At 58.2% G+C, this 14,995-nt stretch carries 13 protein-coding genes; 3 read left to right on the top strand and 10 right to left on the bottom strand.

Translation table 11 applies throughout. The features are described from left to right. Nucleotides 1-35: 35 nt before the first annotated feature. The 5 genes from purB to ACYZT3_RS11475 form a co-directional block, all read right to left on the bottom strand. The gene (gene purB / locus ACYZT3_RS11455; protein WP_282377698.1) at nt 36-1,406 is read right to left on the bottom strand and encodes an adenylosuccinate lyase; all 1,371 of its coding nucleotides are present in this window, start codon (nt 1,404-1,406) and stop codon (nt 36-38) included. Between the two features lie 127 nt (nt 1,407-1,533). Continuing rightward, nucleotides 1,534-2,157: a high frequency lysogenization protein HflD gene (gene hflD, locus ACYZT3_RS11460; RefSeq protein ID WP_282377699.1), complete on the bottom strand. Its 624-nt coding sequence runs from the start codon at nt 2,155-2,157 to the stop codon at nt 1,534-1,536. Continuing rightward, entirely contained in the window at nt 2,154-3,299 is a 1,146-nt protein-coding gene (gene mnmA / locus ACYZT3_RS11465; protein ID WP_462032114.1) for a tRNA 2-thiouridine(34) synthase MnmA, read from the bottom strand. The genes hflD and mnmA overlap by 4 nt, the downstream gene beginning before the upstream one ends. A gap of 59 nt (nt 3,300-3,358) precedes the next feature. Then, complete coding sequence (locus ACYZT3_RS11470) at nt 3,359-3,805, bottom strand: NUDIX hydrolase (protein WP_462032115.1); 447 nt, start codon at nt 3,803-3,805, stop codon at nt 3,359-3,361. A gap of 252 nt (nt 3,806-4,057) precedes the next feature. Continuing rightward, the gene (locus tag ACYZT3_RS11475; RefSeq protein ID WP_462032116.1) at nt 4,058-6,283 is read right to left on the bottom strand and encodes an NADP-dependent isocitrate dehydrogenase; all 2,226 of its coding nucleotides are present in this window, start codon (nt 6,281-6,283) and stop codon (nt 4,058-4,060) included. Nucleotides 6,284-6,777: 494 nt separating this feature from the next. Here ACYZT3_RS11475 and icd point away from each other — a divergent pair, with 494 nt between their 5' ends. Beyond that, complete coding sequence (gene icd, locus ACYZT3_RS11480; protein ID WP_282377704.1) at nt 6,778-8,034, top strand: NADP-dependent isocitrate dehydrogenase; 1,257 nt, start codon at nt 6,778-6,780, stop codon at nt 8,032-8,034. 79 nt (nt 8,035-8,113) lie between these two features. On the opposite strand, the gene cspD is transcribed toward icd, so the two are convergent. After that, nucleotides 8,114-8,380, bottom strand: a complete 267-nt coding sequence (gene cspD / locus ACYZT3_RS11485; RefSeq protein WP_282377705.1) for a cold shock domain-containing protein CspD — start codon at nt 8,378-8,380, stop codon at nt 8,114-8,116. Between the two features lie 225 nt (nt 8,381-8,605). Between cspD and clpS the strand changes: the two genes are divergently transcribed. Both clpS and clpA read left to right on the top strand, forming a co-directional pair. After that, nucleotides 8,606-8,989 carry an ATP-dependent Clp protease adapter ClpS gene (gene clpS / locus ACYZT3_RS11490; protein ID WP_034146919.1) on the top strand — a complete coding sequence of 128 codons (384 nt, stop codon included), beginning with the start codon at nt 8,606-8,608 and terminating at the stop codon, nt 8,987-8,989. Nucleotides 8,990-9,019: 30 nt separating this feature from the next. Then, on the top strand, nt 9,020-11,290 hold the full coding sequence (clpA, locus tag ACYZT3_RS11495; RefSeq protein ID WP_129436903.1) for an ATP-dependent Clp protease ATP-binding subunit ClpA: 2,271 nt from the start codon (nt 9,020-9,022) through the stop codon (nt 11,288-11,290). An 859-nt stretch (nt 11,291-12,149) separates the two neighbouring features. Here clpA and infA read toward each other — a convergent pair. From infA to trxB, 4 genes are all read right to left on the bottom strand, one after another. Then, a complete protein-coding gene (gene infA / locus ACYZT3_RS11500) occupies nt 12,150-12,368 on the bottom strand; it encodes a translation initiation factor IF-1 (protein ID WP_002553999.1) in 219 nt (72 codons plus the stop codon). A gap of 111 nt (nt 12,369-12,479) precedes the next feature. Then, nucleotides 12,480-13,187 (bottom strand): arginyltransferase, encoded by a 708-nt coding sequence (locus ACYZT3_RS11505; RefSeq protein ID WP_282377706.1) that lies wholly within the window; start codon nt 13,185-13,187, stop codon nt 12,480-12,482. Between the two features lie 56 nt (nt 13,188-13,243). Then, nucleotides 13,244-13,924, bottom strand: a complete 681-nt coding sequence (aat, locus tag ACYZT3_RS11510) for a leucyl/phenylalanyl-tRNA--protein transferase (protein WP_462032117.1) — start codon at nt 13,922-13,924, stop codon at nt 13,244-13,246. A gap of 64 nt (nt 13,925-13,988) precedes the next feature. Then, nucleotides 13,989-14,948: a thioredoxin-disulfide reductase gene (gene trxB, locus ACYZT3_RS11515; RefSeq protein WP_282377708.1), complete on the bottom strand. Its 960-nt coding sequence runs from the start codon at nt 14,946-14,948 to the stop codon at nt 13,989-13,991. Nucleotides 14,949-14,995: the final 47 nt, after the last annotated feature.

Raw genomic sequence — 14,995 nt, forward strand, 5'->3', positions numbered from 1 at the left:
CGCTGCCGGGCGTCTCAAACGGGTAGAGCGGTCAATCAGATGCGCTTGGCTTGCTCCACAGCGTTACCGATGTAGTTCGCCGGGGTGAGCAGCTTCAGCTCGGCCTTGGCCGCGGCTGGCATGTCCAGACCGTCGATGAAAGTTTGCAGCGCTTCAGGGCTGATACCCTTTCCACGGGTCAACTCTTTCAGTTTTTCGTACGGGTTTTCGATGTTGTAGCGACGCATGACGGTCTGGATCGGCTCGGCCAATACTTCCCAGCACGCGTCCAGGTCAGCAGCGATTTTCTGAGCGTTGAGCTCCAGTTTGCTGATGCCTTTGAGGCTTGCTTCGTACGCGATCACGCTGTGGGCGAAGCCGACACCGAGGTTGCGCAGTACGGTGGAGTCGGTCAGGTCACGCTGCCAGCGGGAAATCGGCAACTTGCTCGCCAGGTGCTGGAACAGCGCGTTGGCGATACCCAGGTTGCCTTCGGAGTTTTCGAAGTCGATCGGGTTGACCTTGTGCGGCATGGTCGACGAACCGATTTCGCCAGCGATGGTGCGCTGTTTGAAATAACCCAGGGAGATGTAGCCCCAGATGTCGCGGTCGAAGTCGATCAGGATGGTGTTGAAGCGCGCGATCGCGTCGAACAGCTCAGCGATGTAGTCGTGCGGTTCGATCTGCGTGGTGTACGGGTTGAAGCCCAGGCCCAGCTCGTCTTCGATGAAGGCGCGGGCGTTTTCTTCCCAATCGATTTCAGGGTACGCCGAGAGGTGGGCGTTGTAGTTGCCGACAGCGCCGTTGATCTTGCCCAGCAGCGGAACGGCAGCGACCTGGGCGATTTGGCGCTCCAGACGGTAAACCACGTTCGCCAGCTCTTTGCCCAGGGTGGTCGGCGAAGCCGGTTGACCGTGGGTGCGCGACAGCATCGGCACGTCAGCGAAACGGATGGCCAGTTCGCGGATGGCTTCGGCAGTCTGGCGCATCAGCGGCAGCATCACGTCATCACGGCCTTCGCGCAGCATCAGGGCGTGGGACAGGTTGTTGATGTCCTCGCTGGTGCAGGCAAAGTGGATGAATTCGCTGACAGCGGCCAACTCAGGCAGCTTGGCCGCTTGCTCTTTGAGCAGGTACTCAATGGCTTTTACGTCGTGGTTGGTGGTGCGCTCGATCTCTTTGACACGCTCGGCGTGCTCCAGAGCGAAATCTTCCGCCAAGGTATTCAGCACAGCGTTGGCTTCGGCGGAGAACGCCGGCACTTCGCTGATGGCAGGATGGGCGGCCAGGCGCTGGAGCCAGCGCACTTCAACCAGAACGCGAGCACGGATCAAGCCGTATTCGCTGAAAATTGGGCGCAGGGCCTGGGTTTTGCCGGCGTAGCGGCCGTCAACAGGGGAAACCGCAGTGAGCGAAGAAAGCTGCATGGGGTGTTCTCGGACAGTCGGGCAACGAAATGGGGCGCGTACTATACATGAAAAAATCCGCCGGTCCGTTGCCAACTGACCAGCGTCTTACGCGTTACAAATTACAAAAGGTCTTGCGGGGGCGGTTTCAGCTGCTGCGCATCAGCGGGTAAAGCTCTTTCAGCAACTTGCGACGGCTGATCACCAACTGCCAGCGATGACCGCCCAACTGCCGCCACAGGCGCGCCGATCGAATCCCGGCCAGCAACAGGGCGCGGATTTTCGAAGCATTGCTCGGTTGCTGCAGGTTGCGCATGTCGCCATGCACCTGAATGCGTTGGCGCAAGGTGCTCAAGGTGTCCTGGTACAGCGCACCGCAGGCCGCAATCACGTTTTCGTGAGCCGGGCCGAAGTGCTCGACCTGGGACTGAATCTGCGGCAAGCGCTTGCCGATCTCATCCAGCATATCGTTGCGCTTGGCCAGTTGACGCTCCAGACCGAGCATCGCCAGGGCGTAACGCAGCGGTTCGCGCTGAAGGGTGCTCGGGTCGCGCTCCAGGGCGCCGATCAATGCGCGATAGCCTTCACGCAGATTGAGGTCGTCGCCGCCGTAGACTTCCAGGGTGTCCTTGGGGTCGCGAATCAGCAGGCTACCGAGCATGCAGGTCAGGCCGGCTTCGGTGGTCTGGCCGGTCTTGGCGATCTTGTCGACCAGCACGGCGGCGAGGAATACGCCGCCCAGTGCCGTCAGTTGCTCCTGAGTCGGGCTCATTGCTGATCGCCTTGAGGAGTGCCCTTGCTCGTCCACGGTTCCGCAATTTCGATCACACCGCCGCCGAGGCAGATTTCACCGTCGTAGAACACCACGGACTGGCCCGGGGTGACCGCGCGTTGCGGGTCATCGAAGGTGGCGCGGTAGCCAGTGGCGGTCTTTTCCAGCGTGCAGGGTTGATCGCTCTGGCGATAACGGACTTTGGCCGTCAACTTGCGCGGCTCGGTCAGATCAATCGGGTTGACCCAATAGATGTCCGAGGCAAGCAGGGCGCGGGAGAACAGATACGGATGATCATTGCCCTGGCCAACGATCAGTTCGTTGTTCTCAAGGTCTTTGATCAGTACGTACCACGGCTCGTCACCCGCGTCTTTCAAGCCGCCGATGCCAAGGCCCTGGCGCTGACCGATGGTGTGATACATCAAGCCGTGGTGACGGCCGATGACTTCACCTTCGGTGGTCTTGATCTCGCCTGGCTGGGCCGGCAGGTATTGCTTGAGGAAGTCGCTGAAACGGCGTTCGCCGATAAAGCAGATCCCGGTGGAATCCTTTTTCTTCGCGGTGGCCAGATCATGTTTCTCGGCAATCGCGCGCACTTCGGGTTTTTCCAGTTCGCCGACCGGGAACAGTGTCTTGGCGATCTGTTCACCGCCGACGGCGTGCAGGAAGTAGCTCTGGTCCTTGTTCGGGTCCAGGCCCTTGAGCAGTTCGGTGCGACCCTCGATATCACGGCGGCGCACGTAGTGACCGGTGGCGATCAGGTCGGCGCCGAGCATCATGGCGTAGTCGAGGAACGCCTTGAACTTGATCTCGCGGTTGCAGAGGATGTCCGGGTTCGGCGTGCGACCGGCCTTGTATTCGGCCAGGAAGTGCTCGAACACGTTGTCCCAGTACTCGGCGGCGAAGTTGGCGGTGTGCAGCTTGATGCCAATCTTGTCGCACACAGCCTGAGCGTCCGCCAGGTCATCCATGGCGGTGCAGTATTCCGTTCCATCGTCTTCTTCCCAGTTCTTCATGAACAGGCCTTCCACCTCATAACCCTGCTCGATCAGCAGGAGAGCGGAAACGGAAGAGTCCACGCCGCCGGACATGCCGACAATGACGCGCTTCTTTTGTGTGTCAGAAGGGGCTGGATCACGCATAGGGATTCAATGAGTGTCTTGAAAAAGGACGCGATTCTAACAGGCCCAAGCCTGCAAGGCTAAAGAGAAGGGCGGATCAGTTCGAGACCGAAGTGTTGGCCGTCCAGATAATCATCAATACAGCGGATGATCAGCTCACTGCGCCAGTTTGCGCGCTGTGCCAGCAGTTCGTCACGCGTCAGCCACTTTGCGCCGACGATGCCGTCGTCCAGTGGGTAATCGGGGTGGTGTCTGATCGGTTTTGCGGTGAAACAGACCCGCTGATACGTCACGCCGTTACTCGGGGCGGTGTAGAGGTAAATGCCCACCACGCCCGTCGGCTCGACGTCCCAGCCGGTTTCTTCGAGGGTTTCGCGCACGGCGGCGTCGATCAGGGTTTCGTCCGGGTCGAGGTGGCCGGCGGGCTGGTTGAGTACCGTTCGTCCGCCCTTGGATTCTTCGACCATCAGGAAGCGACCGTTGTCTTCGACGATGGTGGCGACGGTGATGTGGGGTAGCCAATCCATGAAAATACCTCGGTGTTGTGTGGTGTGTAGCAGCTGCCGAGCCTGCGAGGCTGCGTTCGGCTGCACAGCAGTCGTAAAACAGATATGCACAGTGTTCCAGGAAGACCACATTGCCTCATTTGCGGCCGCTGCGTCCGAACGCGGCCCGAGCCGAACGCAGCCTCGCGGTGCTCGGCAGCTGCTACAAAGGTTGTGAATGCCACAAACAGAAACCCCGGCACTGGGCCGGGGCTTCTTTGCATCCTTACAACCTTAAACCAACGCAGCGATCGCGGCGTTGAAAGTGTTGCTTGGGCGCATGGCCTTGCTGATCAGCTCGGCATTGGCGTGGTAGTAACCGCCGATGTCCACTGGCTTGCCCTGAGCGGCGTTGAGCTCGGCGACGATGGTCGCTTCGTTCTCGGCCAAGGTCTTGGCCAACTGACCGAACTGCGCTTGCAGTGCAGTGTCTTCGGTCTGGGCAGCCAGGGCTTGAGCCCAGTACAGCGCCAGGTAGAAGTGGCTGCCGCGATTGTCGATGTTGCCGACTTTACGCGATGGCGACTTGTTGTTGTCCAGGAACTGGCCGGTGGCCTGATCCAGGGTCTTGGCCAGCACCAGCGCCTTAGGGTTGTTGTACGTCACACCCAGGTGCTCGAGGGACGCGGCCAGGGCCAGGAACTCGCCCAGGGAATCCCAGCGCAGGAAGTTCTCTTCCAGCAGCTGCTGAACGTGCTTCGGGGCCGAACCGCCAGCGCCGGTTTCGAACAGGCCACCGCCGTTCATCAGCGGAACGATCGACAGCATCTTGGCGCTGGTGCCCAGTTCCATGATCGGGAACAGGTCAGTCAGGTAGTCGCGCAGTACGTTACCGGTCACCGAGATGGTGTCCTTGCCTTCGCGGGTACGGCCCAGGGTGAAGGCCATCGCGTCGACGGGCGACATGATGCGGATGTCCAGGCCTGCGGTGTCGTGATCCTTCAGGTAAGCCTGAACTTTCTCGATGACCACACCGTCGTGGGCGCGCATCGGGTCCAGCCAGAAAATCGCTGGCGTGCTGCTGGCGCGAGCACGGTTGACGGCCAGTTTGACCCAGTCCTGGATCGGCGCGTCTTTGGTCTGGCACATGCGGAAGATGTCGCCGGCTTCAACCGACTGTTCCAGCAGCGTACGGCCAGCGCCGTCGGAAACCCGAACTACGCCATTTGCCTTGACCTGGAAAGTCTTGTCGTGCGAGCCGTACTCTTCAGCTTTTTTCGCCATCAGACCAACGTTTGGCACACTGCCCATGGTGGTTGGGTCGAAGGCGCCGTGCAGCTTGCAGTCTTCGATCACCGCCTGGTAGATGGTGGCGTAGCAGCGATCCGGGATCACCGCCTTGGTGTCGTGCAGCTGACCGTCAGTGCCCCACATTTTGCCGGAGTCACGGATCATTGCTGGCATCGAGGCGTCGACAATAACGTCGCTCGGTACGTGCAGGTTGGTGATGCCTTTGTCGGAGTTGACCATGGCCAACGACGGACGAGCGGCGTAGACCGCCTGGATGTCCGCTTCAATCGCAGCTTGCTGCTCAGCTGGCAGGGCTTTGATGCGAGCGTACAGGTCGCCGATGCCGTTGTTCAGGTTGAAGCCGATCTGTGCCAGCACGTCAGCGTGCTTGGCCAGTGCATCTTTATAGAACTCGGCAACGATCTGGCCGAACATGATCGGGTCGGAGACCTTCATCATGGTGGCTTTGAGGTGAACCGACAGCAGCACGCCTTTTTGCTTGGCGTCTTCGATCTCGGCAGCGATGAAGCTGCGCAGAGCGTTTTTGCTCATGACCGCGCAATCGAGGATCTCACCGGCTTGCACGGTGGTTTTTTCTTTCAGGACGGTGGTGGTGCCGTCTTGAGCGATCAGTTCGATTTTGACGGCGTCAGAGGCGTCGATCAGGGCGGCTTTTTCGCTGCCGTAGAAATCGCCGGTGCTCATGTGCGCTACGTGGGACTTGGAGTCCGCAGCCCAGGCGCCCATTTTGTGCGGGTGCTTGCGCGCGTAGTTCTTGACCGACAGCGGTGCGCGACGATCGGAGTTGCCTTCGCGCAGAACCGGGTTCACGGCGCTGCCCTTGATCTTGTCGTAACGCGACTTGGCGAGCTTGTCGGCGTCGCTGGTCACGGTTTCCGGGTAGTCAGGCAGTGCGAAGCCCTGGGCTTGCAATTCCTTGATCGCGGCTTGCAGTTGCGGAACCGAGGCACTGATGTTCGGCAACTTGATGATATTGGCTTCAGGCGTAACGGCCAGGTCGCCCAGTTCGGCGAGGTGATCGGCTACGGCTTTGTCACCCAATTGCTCGGGGAAGCTGGCCAGAATACGCCCTGCAAGAGAGATATCGCGAGTTTCCACGGCGATATCAGCGGAGGCGGTGAAGGCCTCTACGATAGGCAGCAGTGAATAGGTGGCGAGGGCGGGAGCTTCGTCGGTGAAGGTATAGATGATCTTCGAGCGGGTGGGCATATTCGGATTAACTCTCTCTTCTTTGCTAAGCGTGCGCAGAAACTCGAGGGGCGCCGTGTGAGCGCGTTCGTTCAAAGTCATCCATGAGCCGAATGTCGAGGTTTCTTCGCGGTGATGTTGGGTGCATCAGTCGAGCGTCAAGCGGGTGGACTGCGGTAACAGTCCGGCTTTTTCGGGCCTGGAGCCTCGTAGTAGAGAGGTTTGGCCGTCGTGACTCTGTGGTCAGCGGGCGGCATTATACATAGGTAGCTGGCAATCTGCCGATGGTTCATAGGCAGCGAATATCGTCCATTGGTCTAAAGGTCGCAGGGGCGAGCGGGGCGTAGAGTCTTGCACCGTGCTTGAGTTTGGCGCTTTTCCCTTTGCTTTCAGGCTTGTAGGCCGCGAACTGTGCGGCTTTGCGGCAGATGGATGGAACATAGGGTTTGCGTGCCGATTTAACTGGGGTACGCTCGAACGAAGCCAGATGTTCAATCCAAACAATGGAGTTCAGCATGGGATACAAGAAGATTCAGGTTCCAGCAGTCGGCGACAAAATCACCGTCAACGCGGACCATTCTCTCAATGTTCCTAACAACCCGATCATCCCCTTCATCGAAGGTGATGGTATTGGCGTTGATATCAGCCCGGTCATGATCAAGGTTGTCGATGCTGCGGTTAAGAAGGCTTACGGCGGCGAGCGCAAAATTTCCTGGATGGAAGTCTATGCCGGGGAGAAAGCGACTCAGGTTTACGATCAGGACACCTGGCTACCTCAGGAAACCCTGGATGCAGTCAAAGATTACGTTGTTTCCATCAAGGGCCCGCTGACCACACCGGTCGGCGGCGGCATTCGCTCCCTGAACGTGGCACTGCGTCAGCAACTCGACCTTTATGTCTGCCTGCGCCCTGTGCGCTGGTTCGAAGGCGTGCCTAGCCCGGTCAAGAGGCCAGGCGACGTCGACATGACGATCTTCCGCGAAAACTCGGAAGACATTTATGCGGGTATCGAGTGGAAAGCCGGTTCGCCGGAAGCGACCAAGGTCATCAAGTTCCTTAAAGATGAAATGGGCGTCACCAAGATCCGTTTCGACGAAAACTGCGGTATCGGCATCAAGCCGGTTTCGCTGCAAGGCACCAAGCGTCTGGCGCGCAAGGCGTTGCAGTATGTGGTCGACAACGACCGCGACTCGCTGACCATCGTGCACAAAGGCAACATCATGAAGTTCACCGAAGGTGCCTTCAAGGAATGGGCCTACGAAGTGGCGGCTGAAGAATTCGGCGCGACCCTGCTCGATGGCGGTCCGTGGATGCAGTTCAAAAACCCGAAAACCGGCAAAAACGTTATCGTCAAAGATGCCATCGCCGACGCCATGCTCCAGCAGATCCTGCTGCGCCCGGCCGAATACGATGTGATCGCGACCCTGAACCTGAACGGCGACTACCTCTCCGACGCCCTCGCGGCGGAAGTGGGTGGTATCGGTATCGCACCGGGTGCCAACCTGTCTGACACCATTGCGATGTTCGAAGCGACCCACGGTACTGCACCGAAGTACGCTGGCAAAGACCAGGTCAACCCGGGTTCCCTGATCCTGTCCGCCGAGATGATGCTGCGTCACATGGGCTGGACCGAAGCGGCTGATCTGGTCATCAAAGGCACCAACGGCGCGATTTCGGCCAAGACCGTGACCTATGACTTCCACCGTTTGATGGAAGGCGCGAAACTGCTGTCTTCTTCAGCGTTTGGTGATGCGCTGATTTCGCATATGTAAGCGAACAGGTAATAAAAAACCGCTCGACTCAAGTGATTGAGTCGGGCGGTTTTTTTATGACTGGATGGTTGCTGCGAATTTAAGCCGTGACGGTTTGTTGTCCGGTAGGAGCGGCTACATTCTGAGTGACCTGAGGCGCGCCGATATTGATGGCGTGCAGGCCTTTGGGTCCCTGGATGATCTCAAAGACGACAGCCTGTCCGGCCTTCAGGGTTTTATAACCGCCCATCTGGATGGCCGAGTAGTGGGCGAACAGATCTTCGCTCTTGCCTTCCTCGTTGATGAAGCCGTAACCCTTGGCATTGTTGAACCATTTGACCTTGCCGCTGACCTTGACACCTGACATACCCATATCCCTCTGCAACAGACTCCATCACTGGAGTATCATCCAGTACATCCGCAGTCAGTTCTTAGAAATAAGATTGACTCCGCGGACCTTTTTTACCCACTGTGGGCTCTATTGGTTGTAACACCGTTTTGCCGATAGTCAAGGTGACCAGGCAGTCGGAGTTGAAATCGACGATGGTCGCCCCCACCACTGTATTTGCACAACTGACGAACCTTTCTTTCCATGCATGCAATCAGCCAGATTCGACTAACATTCAATCAGGATCGCCCGACTCTCCAAAAAGATCATCCGGAGGAACACGACGACGATTCCGCAGGCATTGCTGTTCAGGAGGCCAAGCCTGCTTTACAGGCGCCGCCGATGTACAAGGTGGTTTTGTTCAATGATGACTACACACCGATGGATTTCGTCGTCGAAGTACTCGAGGTGTTTTTTAACCTGAATCGAGAGCTGGCGACCAAGGTCATGCTGGCCGTCCACACAGAAGGACGGGCAGTATGTGGAGTGTTTACCCGCGACATCGCCGAGACTAAGGCCATGCAGGTCAACCAGTACGCCAGGGAAAGCCAGCATCCGCTACTCTGTGAAATCGAGAAGGACGGTTAATCGCCGACCACTTGGGTATGAGGTGAAGCTATGTTAAACCGCGAGCTCGAAGTCACCCTCAATCTTGCCTTCAAGGAGGCCCGATCGAAGCGTCATGAGTTTATGACCGTCGAACACCTCCTGCTGGCCCTATTGGACAATGAGGCTGCCGCCACCGTTTTGCGTGCCTGCGGCGCAAACCTCGACAAACTCAAGCACGATCTGCAGGAGTTCATCGACTCCACCACGCCATTGATCCCCGTGCATGACGAGGATCGTGAAACCCAGCCAACCCTGGGCTTCCAGCGTGTTTTGCAACGTGCTGTCTTTCACGTACAGAGCTCGGGCAAACGCGAAGTGACTGGCGCCAACGTACTGGTCGCGATCTTCAGTGAGCAAGAGAGTCAGGCAGTGTTCCTGCTGAAACAGCAGAGCGTTGCGCGTATCGATGTCGTCAACTACATCGCACACGGCATTTCCAAAGTGCCGGGGCATGGCGATCACTCTGAAGGTGAGCAAGATATGCAGGACGACGAGGGCGGTGAGTCTTCATCTTCAGGCAATCCTCTGGATGCTTATGCCAGCAACCTCAACGAACTCGCGCGCCAGGGTCGTATCGATCCATTGGTAGGCCGTGAGCTGGAAGTCGAGCGCGTCGCACAGATCCTGGCGCGTCGTCGCAAAAACAATCCGCTGTTGGTGGGCGAGGCAGGCGTGGGTAAAACCGCGATTGCCGAGGGCTTGGCCAAACGCATTGTCGACAACCAGGTGCCGGACTTGCTGGCCAACAGCGTGGTGTATTCCCTCGATCTGGGCGCCCTGCTGGCCGGGACCAAATACCGCGGCGATTTCGAGAAACGCTTTAAGGCGCTACTCAATGAGCTGAAAAAACGTCCGCAGGCGATTCTGTTCATCGACGAAATCCACACCATTATCGGTGCGGGTGCCGCATCGGGTGGCGTCATGGATGCCTCGAACCTGCTCAAGCCGCTGTTGTCGTCGGGTGATATCCGCTGCATCGGCTCGACCACGTTCCAGGAATTCCGTGGGATCTTCGAGAAGGACCGAGCCTTGGCACGACGCTTCCAGAAGGTCGATGTGTCGGAGCCTTCGGTAGAAGACACCATCAGCATCCTGCGCGGCCTGAAAGGGCGTTTCGAAACGCACCACGGCATTGAATACAGCGATGAAGCCCTGCGTGCGGCGGCTGAGCTGGCCTCACGCTACATCAATGACCGGCACATGCCGGACAAGGCCATTGACGTCATCGACGAGGCGGGTGCCTACCAGCGTCTGCAACCGATCGAGAAACGCGTGAAACGCATCGAAGTGCCTCAGGTCGAGGACATCGTTGCGAAAATCGCGCGGATTCCGCCTAAGCACGTCAACAGCTCCGACAGAGAGCTGCTGCGTAACCTTGAGCGTGACCTGAAACTGACAGTGTTTGGCCAGGATGCCGCGATCGACTCGCTGTCGACCGCGATCAAACTGTCCCGTGCCGGCCTCAAGTCGCCTGACAAGCCCGTCGGTTCGTTCCTGTTCGCAGGGCCTACCGGCGTCGGTAAAACCGAAGCGGCGCGTCAGCTGGCCAAAGCGTTGGGTATCGAACTGGTTCGCTTCGACATGTCCGAGTACATGGAGCGCCACACCGTATCGCGTCTGATCGGTGCGCCTCCGGGCTACGTCGGGTTCGATCAGGGCGGTCTGCTGACTGAAGCGATCACCAAGCAACCTCACTGCGTGCTGTTGCTCGATGAGATCGAGAAGGCGCATCCGGAAGTCTTTAACCTGCTGCTGCAGGTCATGGATCACGGTACGCTCACCGATAACAACGGGCGCAAAGCGGATTTCCGAAACGTGATCGTCATCATGACGACCAACGCCGGCGCCGAAACCGCAGCTCGCGCTTCGATCGGTTTCACCCATCAGGACCACTCGTCCGATGCGATGGAAGTGATCAAGAAGAGCTTCACGCCGGAGTTCCGCAACCGTCTGGACACCATTATTCAGTTTGGTCGCCTCAGTCATGAGGTTATCAAAAGCGTGGTGGACAAGTTCCTTACCGAGCTTCAGGCGCAGTTGGAAGACAAACGCGTGCAGTTGGAAGTGACGGATGCCGCACGCAGCTGGTTGGCAGCGGGTGGCTACGACACGGCAATGGGTGCTCGACCAATGGCGCGCTTGATTCAGGACAAGATCAAGCGTCCGCTGGCCGAAGAGATCCTCTTTGGCGAATTGGCCGATCATGGTGGGGTGGTTCACATCGATCTCAAGGACGGCGAGCTGACCTTTGACTTCGAGACCACGGCAGAGATGGCCTGACGGTTGTTGCTGTAAAGCAAAAGGCGCCGAAAGGCGCCTTTTTTAGTTTGGGTGTATATCCATTTCTGCGGTAACGGCTACTTAGGGTTTCGCCCTTACGGCAACTCACTTTTTTTTCAAACGCCAAAAAAAAGTAAGCAAAAAAAGGCTCGCCCCGAGCGTCCGGCCCCTCGCTTAGGCTCGGCGTTCCTTCGCTCCGGCATTCATCTGGGGGCATCGCCTCCGGTTGGCTTCGCTTCAACCTCCTCTCGATGTGTTCAACCTCCTCTCGATGTGTTCGACTTCGTCGAACGGCGCTGCGCGCCTGCCCCCCAGATGAACACCTCCGCTCAGCCTCCCGAAGGGGCGGGTGGATCAAAATCAAAAGCTGCAGGCGAGCTAACGCTCGGCCTGTTGAGTGGTGAAGGGCGGGTTTACACCCATGGCCATGTAGCAGCTGCCGAAGCTTCGGGCCGCGTTCGGACGATCTTTTGATCTGGCTGTGGCTGTGGCTTTTGAAGTTGATCTTGATCTTTCGCCCCTTCGGCAGGCCGAGCGGAGGTGTTCATCAGGGGGTTAGGCGCGCAGCGCCGTTCGGCGAAGCCGAACACATCGAGAGGAGGTCGTCGCGAAGCAGACCGGAGGCGATGCCCCCTGATGGACACCGTAGCGAGGGAACGCGGAGCTTTAGCGAGGCGCCGTACGCCGGGGCGAAGCCTTTTGCTTACTTTTCGGCGTCTGGAAAAGTGAGTCGCTGTAAAAGCGAAACCATAATCAGCCATCACCGCAGCAACGGATATACACCCAAAACCCAAGAACCCACCAAATCGCAGACAAACAAAAACGCCCGGCATAAACCGGGCGTTTTGTATTGACTTGATTAGCGAGCGCGGTAAGTGATGCGCCCTTTGCTCAAGTCATAGGGCGTCAGCTCGACGCGCACCTTGTCACCGGTAAGAATACGAATGTAGTTCTTGCGCATCTTGCCGGAAATATGCGCGGTTACGACGTGCCCATTTTCCAACTCCACACGAAACATGGTGTTGGGCAGGGTGTCGACGACAGTGCCTTCCATTTCGAAGCTGTCTTCTTTCGACATGCAGTAAAGCCCTCGGTGTCCAATGAATGGCCCGGTGCAACTGCGCCAGGCAAAAGCGGCGTGCATTGTGCCCGAAAAATGGGGTTTAAGCCAAGGGGTTTACGGCTTGCTCTAGTTCAGGATGACCCAGCGCTGATTAATCAGCAGTTCGATAGGACGATATTGCGTCTTGTAACTCATCTTTTTGCAGTTTTTTATCCAATAGCCCAGATAGACGGCTTCCAGCCCCAGACGCTGAGCCTCGGTGATTTGCCAGAGAATCGCATAACGCCCCAGGCTGCGGCGTTCTTCAGCGGGCTCGTAGAAGGTATAAACCGCCGACAGACCGTTCGGCAGTAAGTCGGTGACGGCGACTGCCACCAGTCGTCCTTCGAGGCGAAATTCGTAGAACCGGGAAAACGGCAAGTCACGTACCAGGAACGTCGCAAACTGATCGCGACTCGGCGGGTACATATCGCCATCGGCGTGACGCTGTTCGATATAGCGCTGATAAAGGTTGAAATACTCTTCGCTGAACCCTGGCCTGGCGGGACGTATCTGCAAGTCGGCATTGCGCTTGAAGATGCGTTTCTGCTGACGGTTGGGCTCAAATTGCGCCACAGGGATTCGCGCCGGCACGCACGCGTTGCAATTCTGGCAATGGGGCCGGTAAAGATGATCGCCGCTGCGACGGAAACCCATTTCAGACAGGTCTGCGTAGACATGCACATCCATGGGCTGACTAGGGTCGAGAAACAGGGTTGTGGCCTGTTCCTCGGGCAGATAACTGCAAGAGTGGGGCTGAGTGGCATAGAACTTCAAGCGCGCCAACTCGGTCATGATCAACCCTCGGGATAGCTTTTGAATTAAGTGTAAGCCACGCGCGCAAAAGTCGCTCAGCAAACCCAGGTTGCACGGCTGGGTTGATCCAGATGCTGCGCAAGGTAGTCGGCAAAATCGCTGCGTGGAATCGCTCGGGCGCCGAGGCTGTGCAGATGATCGGTAGGCATCTGGCAGTCGATCAGCACAAAGCCTGAGCCTTTCAGATGTCGGACCAGTGAGGCAAAGCCATATTTCGAGGCGTTGTCGGCGCGGCTGAACATGGATTCGCCGAAAAACAGCTGACCCATCGCCAGGCCATAGAGCCCGCCGACCAGTTCATCCCGGTCCCAGACTTCCACCGAATGGGCGTACCCGCGCTTGTGCAGCTCGAGGTAGGCGTTCTGCATCGCCTCTGTGATCCAGGTCCCGTCGGCGTAATCCCGTGGCGCGGCGCAGGCGCGGATGACCGCGGCAAAATCCTGATCAAAGGTCACTTGATAGCGTTGCTGGCGCAACAGTTTGTTCAGACTGCGCGAGACATGCAGTTCGTCGGGAAACAGTACAGTGCGTGGATCCGGCGACCACCAGAGAATCGGCTGGCCTTCCGAGAACCACGGAAAACAGCCGTGGCGATAGGCCTGAATCAGACGATCGGCGGACAGATCGCCGCCCGCGGCCAACAGCCCGTTGGGATCGCGCATGGCTTTTTCCAGGGGCGGGAAGGTCAGGGTATTGCGTTGTAACCAAGTCAGCATGGCATCCGGGCTTGCAGAAGGGGAGGGCAGGGGCGGGCTGATGCGCCCGCCGTAAAGTGTGCCGTCAAACGGTGGGAATGTCGTCGAGATACTTCTCGGCGTCCAGCGCGGCCATGCAGCCGGCCCCGGCGGAGGTCACGGCCTGGCGATAAACGTGGTCGGCGACGTCGCCGGCGGCAAACACCCCTTTGATTTCGGTGCTGGTAGCATCGCCTTCGCTGCCGCCCTTGACCAGTAGATAGCCGTCACGCATTTTCAGCTGGCCTTCGAACAAGTCGGTGTTGGGCTTGTGGCCGATAGCAATGAACACGCCGGCCAGCGACAATTCACTGGTTTCGCCAGTGTGGCTGTCCCGCAGGCGGGCACCGGTCACGCCGCTGGCATCGCCCAGCACTTCATCCAGATTCTGGTTCCAGTGCAGGCGGATATTGCCGTTGGCGGCTTTTTCGAAGAGCTTGTCCTGGAGGATCTTCTCCGAGCGCAACTTGTCGCGCCGGTGAATCAGGTGAACTTCCTTGGCGATGTTCGACAGGTACAATGCTTCTTCAACCGCCGTATTGCCGCCGCCAACGACCGCGACCACCTGATTACGGTAAAAGAAACCGTCGCACGTCGCGCAGGCCGACACCCCTTTGCCGGCAAATGCCTCTTCCGAGGGCAACCCGAGGTATTGCGCCGAGGCGCCGGTGGCGATAATCAGCGCGTCACAGGTGTAAGTGTCGCTGTCGCCGATGAGTTCGAACGGGCGCTGTTGCAACTTGGCGGTGTGGATGTGGTCGTAAACGATCTCTGTATGAAAGCGCTCGGCGTGTTTTTGCATGCGATCCATCAGCACCGGGCCGGTGAGGCCTTCGACATCACCGGGCCAATTGTCGACTTCGACGGTGGTGGTGAGCTGGCCACCTGCCTGTATCCCGGTAATGACAACGGGTTTGAGGTTGGCGCGGGCGGCATAAACGGCTGCGCTGTAACCCGCAGGGCCGGAACCCAGAATGATCAGGCGGGAATGCTTCGCTTCGCTCATAAAAACACCTCATAAGCCTTTGTCACAAAAGAGAATGCATGCTCAAA

It is taken from the genome of Pseudomonas sp. MDT1-16 (assembly GCF_054898115.1).

Bases quoted from the DNA above. Each gene is read 5' to 3' on its own strand.
- purB (WP_282377698.1), bottom strand. From the start codon at position 1,406: ATGCAGCTTTCTTCGCTCACTGCGGTTTCCCCTGTTGACGGCCGCTAC.
- hflD (WP_282377699.1), bottom strand. From the start codon at position 2,157: ATGAGCCCGACTCAGGAGCAACTGACGGCACTGGGCGGCGTATTCCTC.
- mnmA (WP_462032114.1), bottom strand. From the start codon at position 3,299: ATGCGTGATCCAGCCCCTTCTGACACACAAAAGAAGCGCGTCATTGTC.
- ACYZT3_RS11470 (WP_462032115.1), bottom strand. From the start codon at position 3,805: ATGGATTGGCTACCCCACATCACCGTCGCCACCATCGTCGAAGACAAC.
- ACYZT3_RS11475 (WP_462032116.1), bottom strand. From the start codon at position 6,283: ATGCCCACCCGCTCGAAGATCATCTATACCTTCACCGACGAAGCTCCC.
- icd (WP_282377704.1), top strand. From the start codon at position 6,778: ATGGGATACAAGAAGATTCAGGTTCCAGCAGTCGGCGACAAAATCACC.
- cspD (WP_282377705.1), bottom strand. From the start codon at position 8,380: ATGTCAGGTGTCAAGGTCAGCGGCAAGGTCAAATGGTTCAACAATGCC.
- clpS (WP_034146919.1), top strand. From the start codon at position 8,606: ATGCATGCAATCAGCCAGATTCGACTAACATTCAATCAGGATCGCCCG.
- clpA (WP_129436903.1), top strand. From the start codon at position 9,020: ATGTTAAACCGCGAGCTCGAAGTCACCCTCAATCTTGCCTTCAAGGAG.
- infA (WP_002553999.1), bottom strand. From the start codon at position 12,368: ATGTCGAAAGAAGACAGCTTCGAAATGGAAGGCACTGTCGTCGACACC.
- ACYZT3_RS11505 (WP_282377706.1), bottom strand. From the start codon at position 13,187: ATGACCGAGTTGGCGCGCTTGAAGTTCTATGCCACTCAGCCCCACTCT.
- aat (WP_462032117.1), bottom strand. From the start codon at position 13,924: ATGCTGACTTGGTTACAACGCAATACCCTGACCTTCCCGCCCCTGGAA.
- trxB (WP_282377708.1), bottom strand. From the start codon at position 14,948: ATGAGCGAAGCGAAGCATTCCCGCCTGATCATTCTGGGTTCCGGCCCT.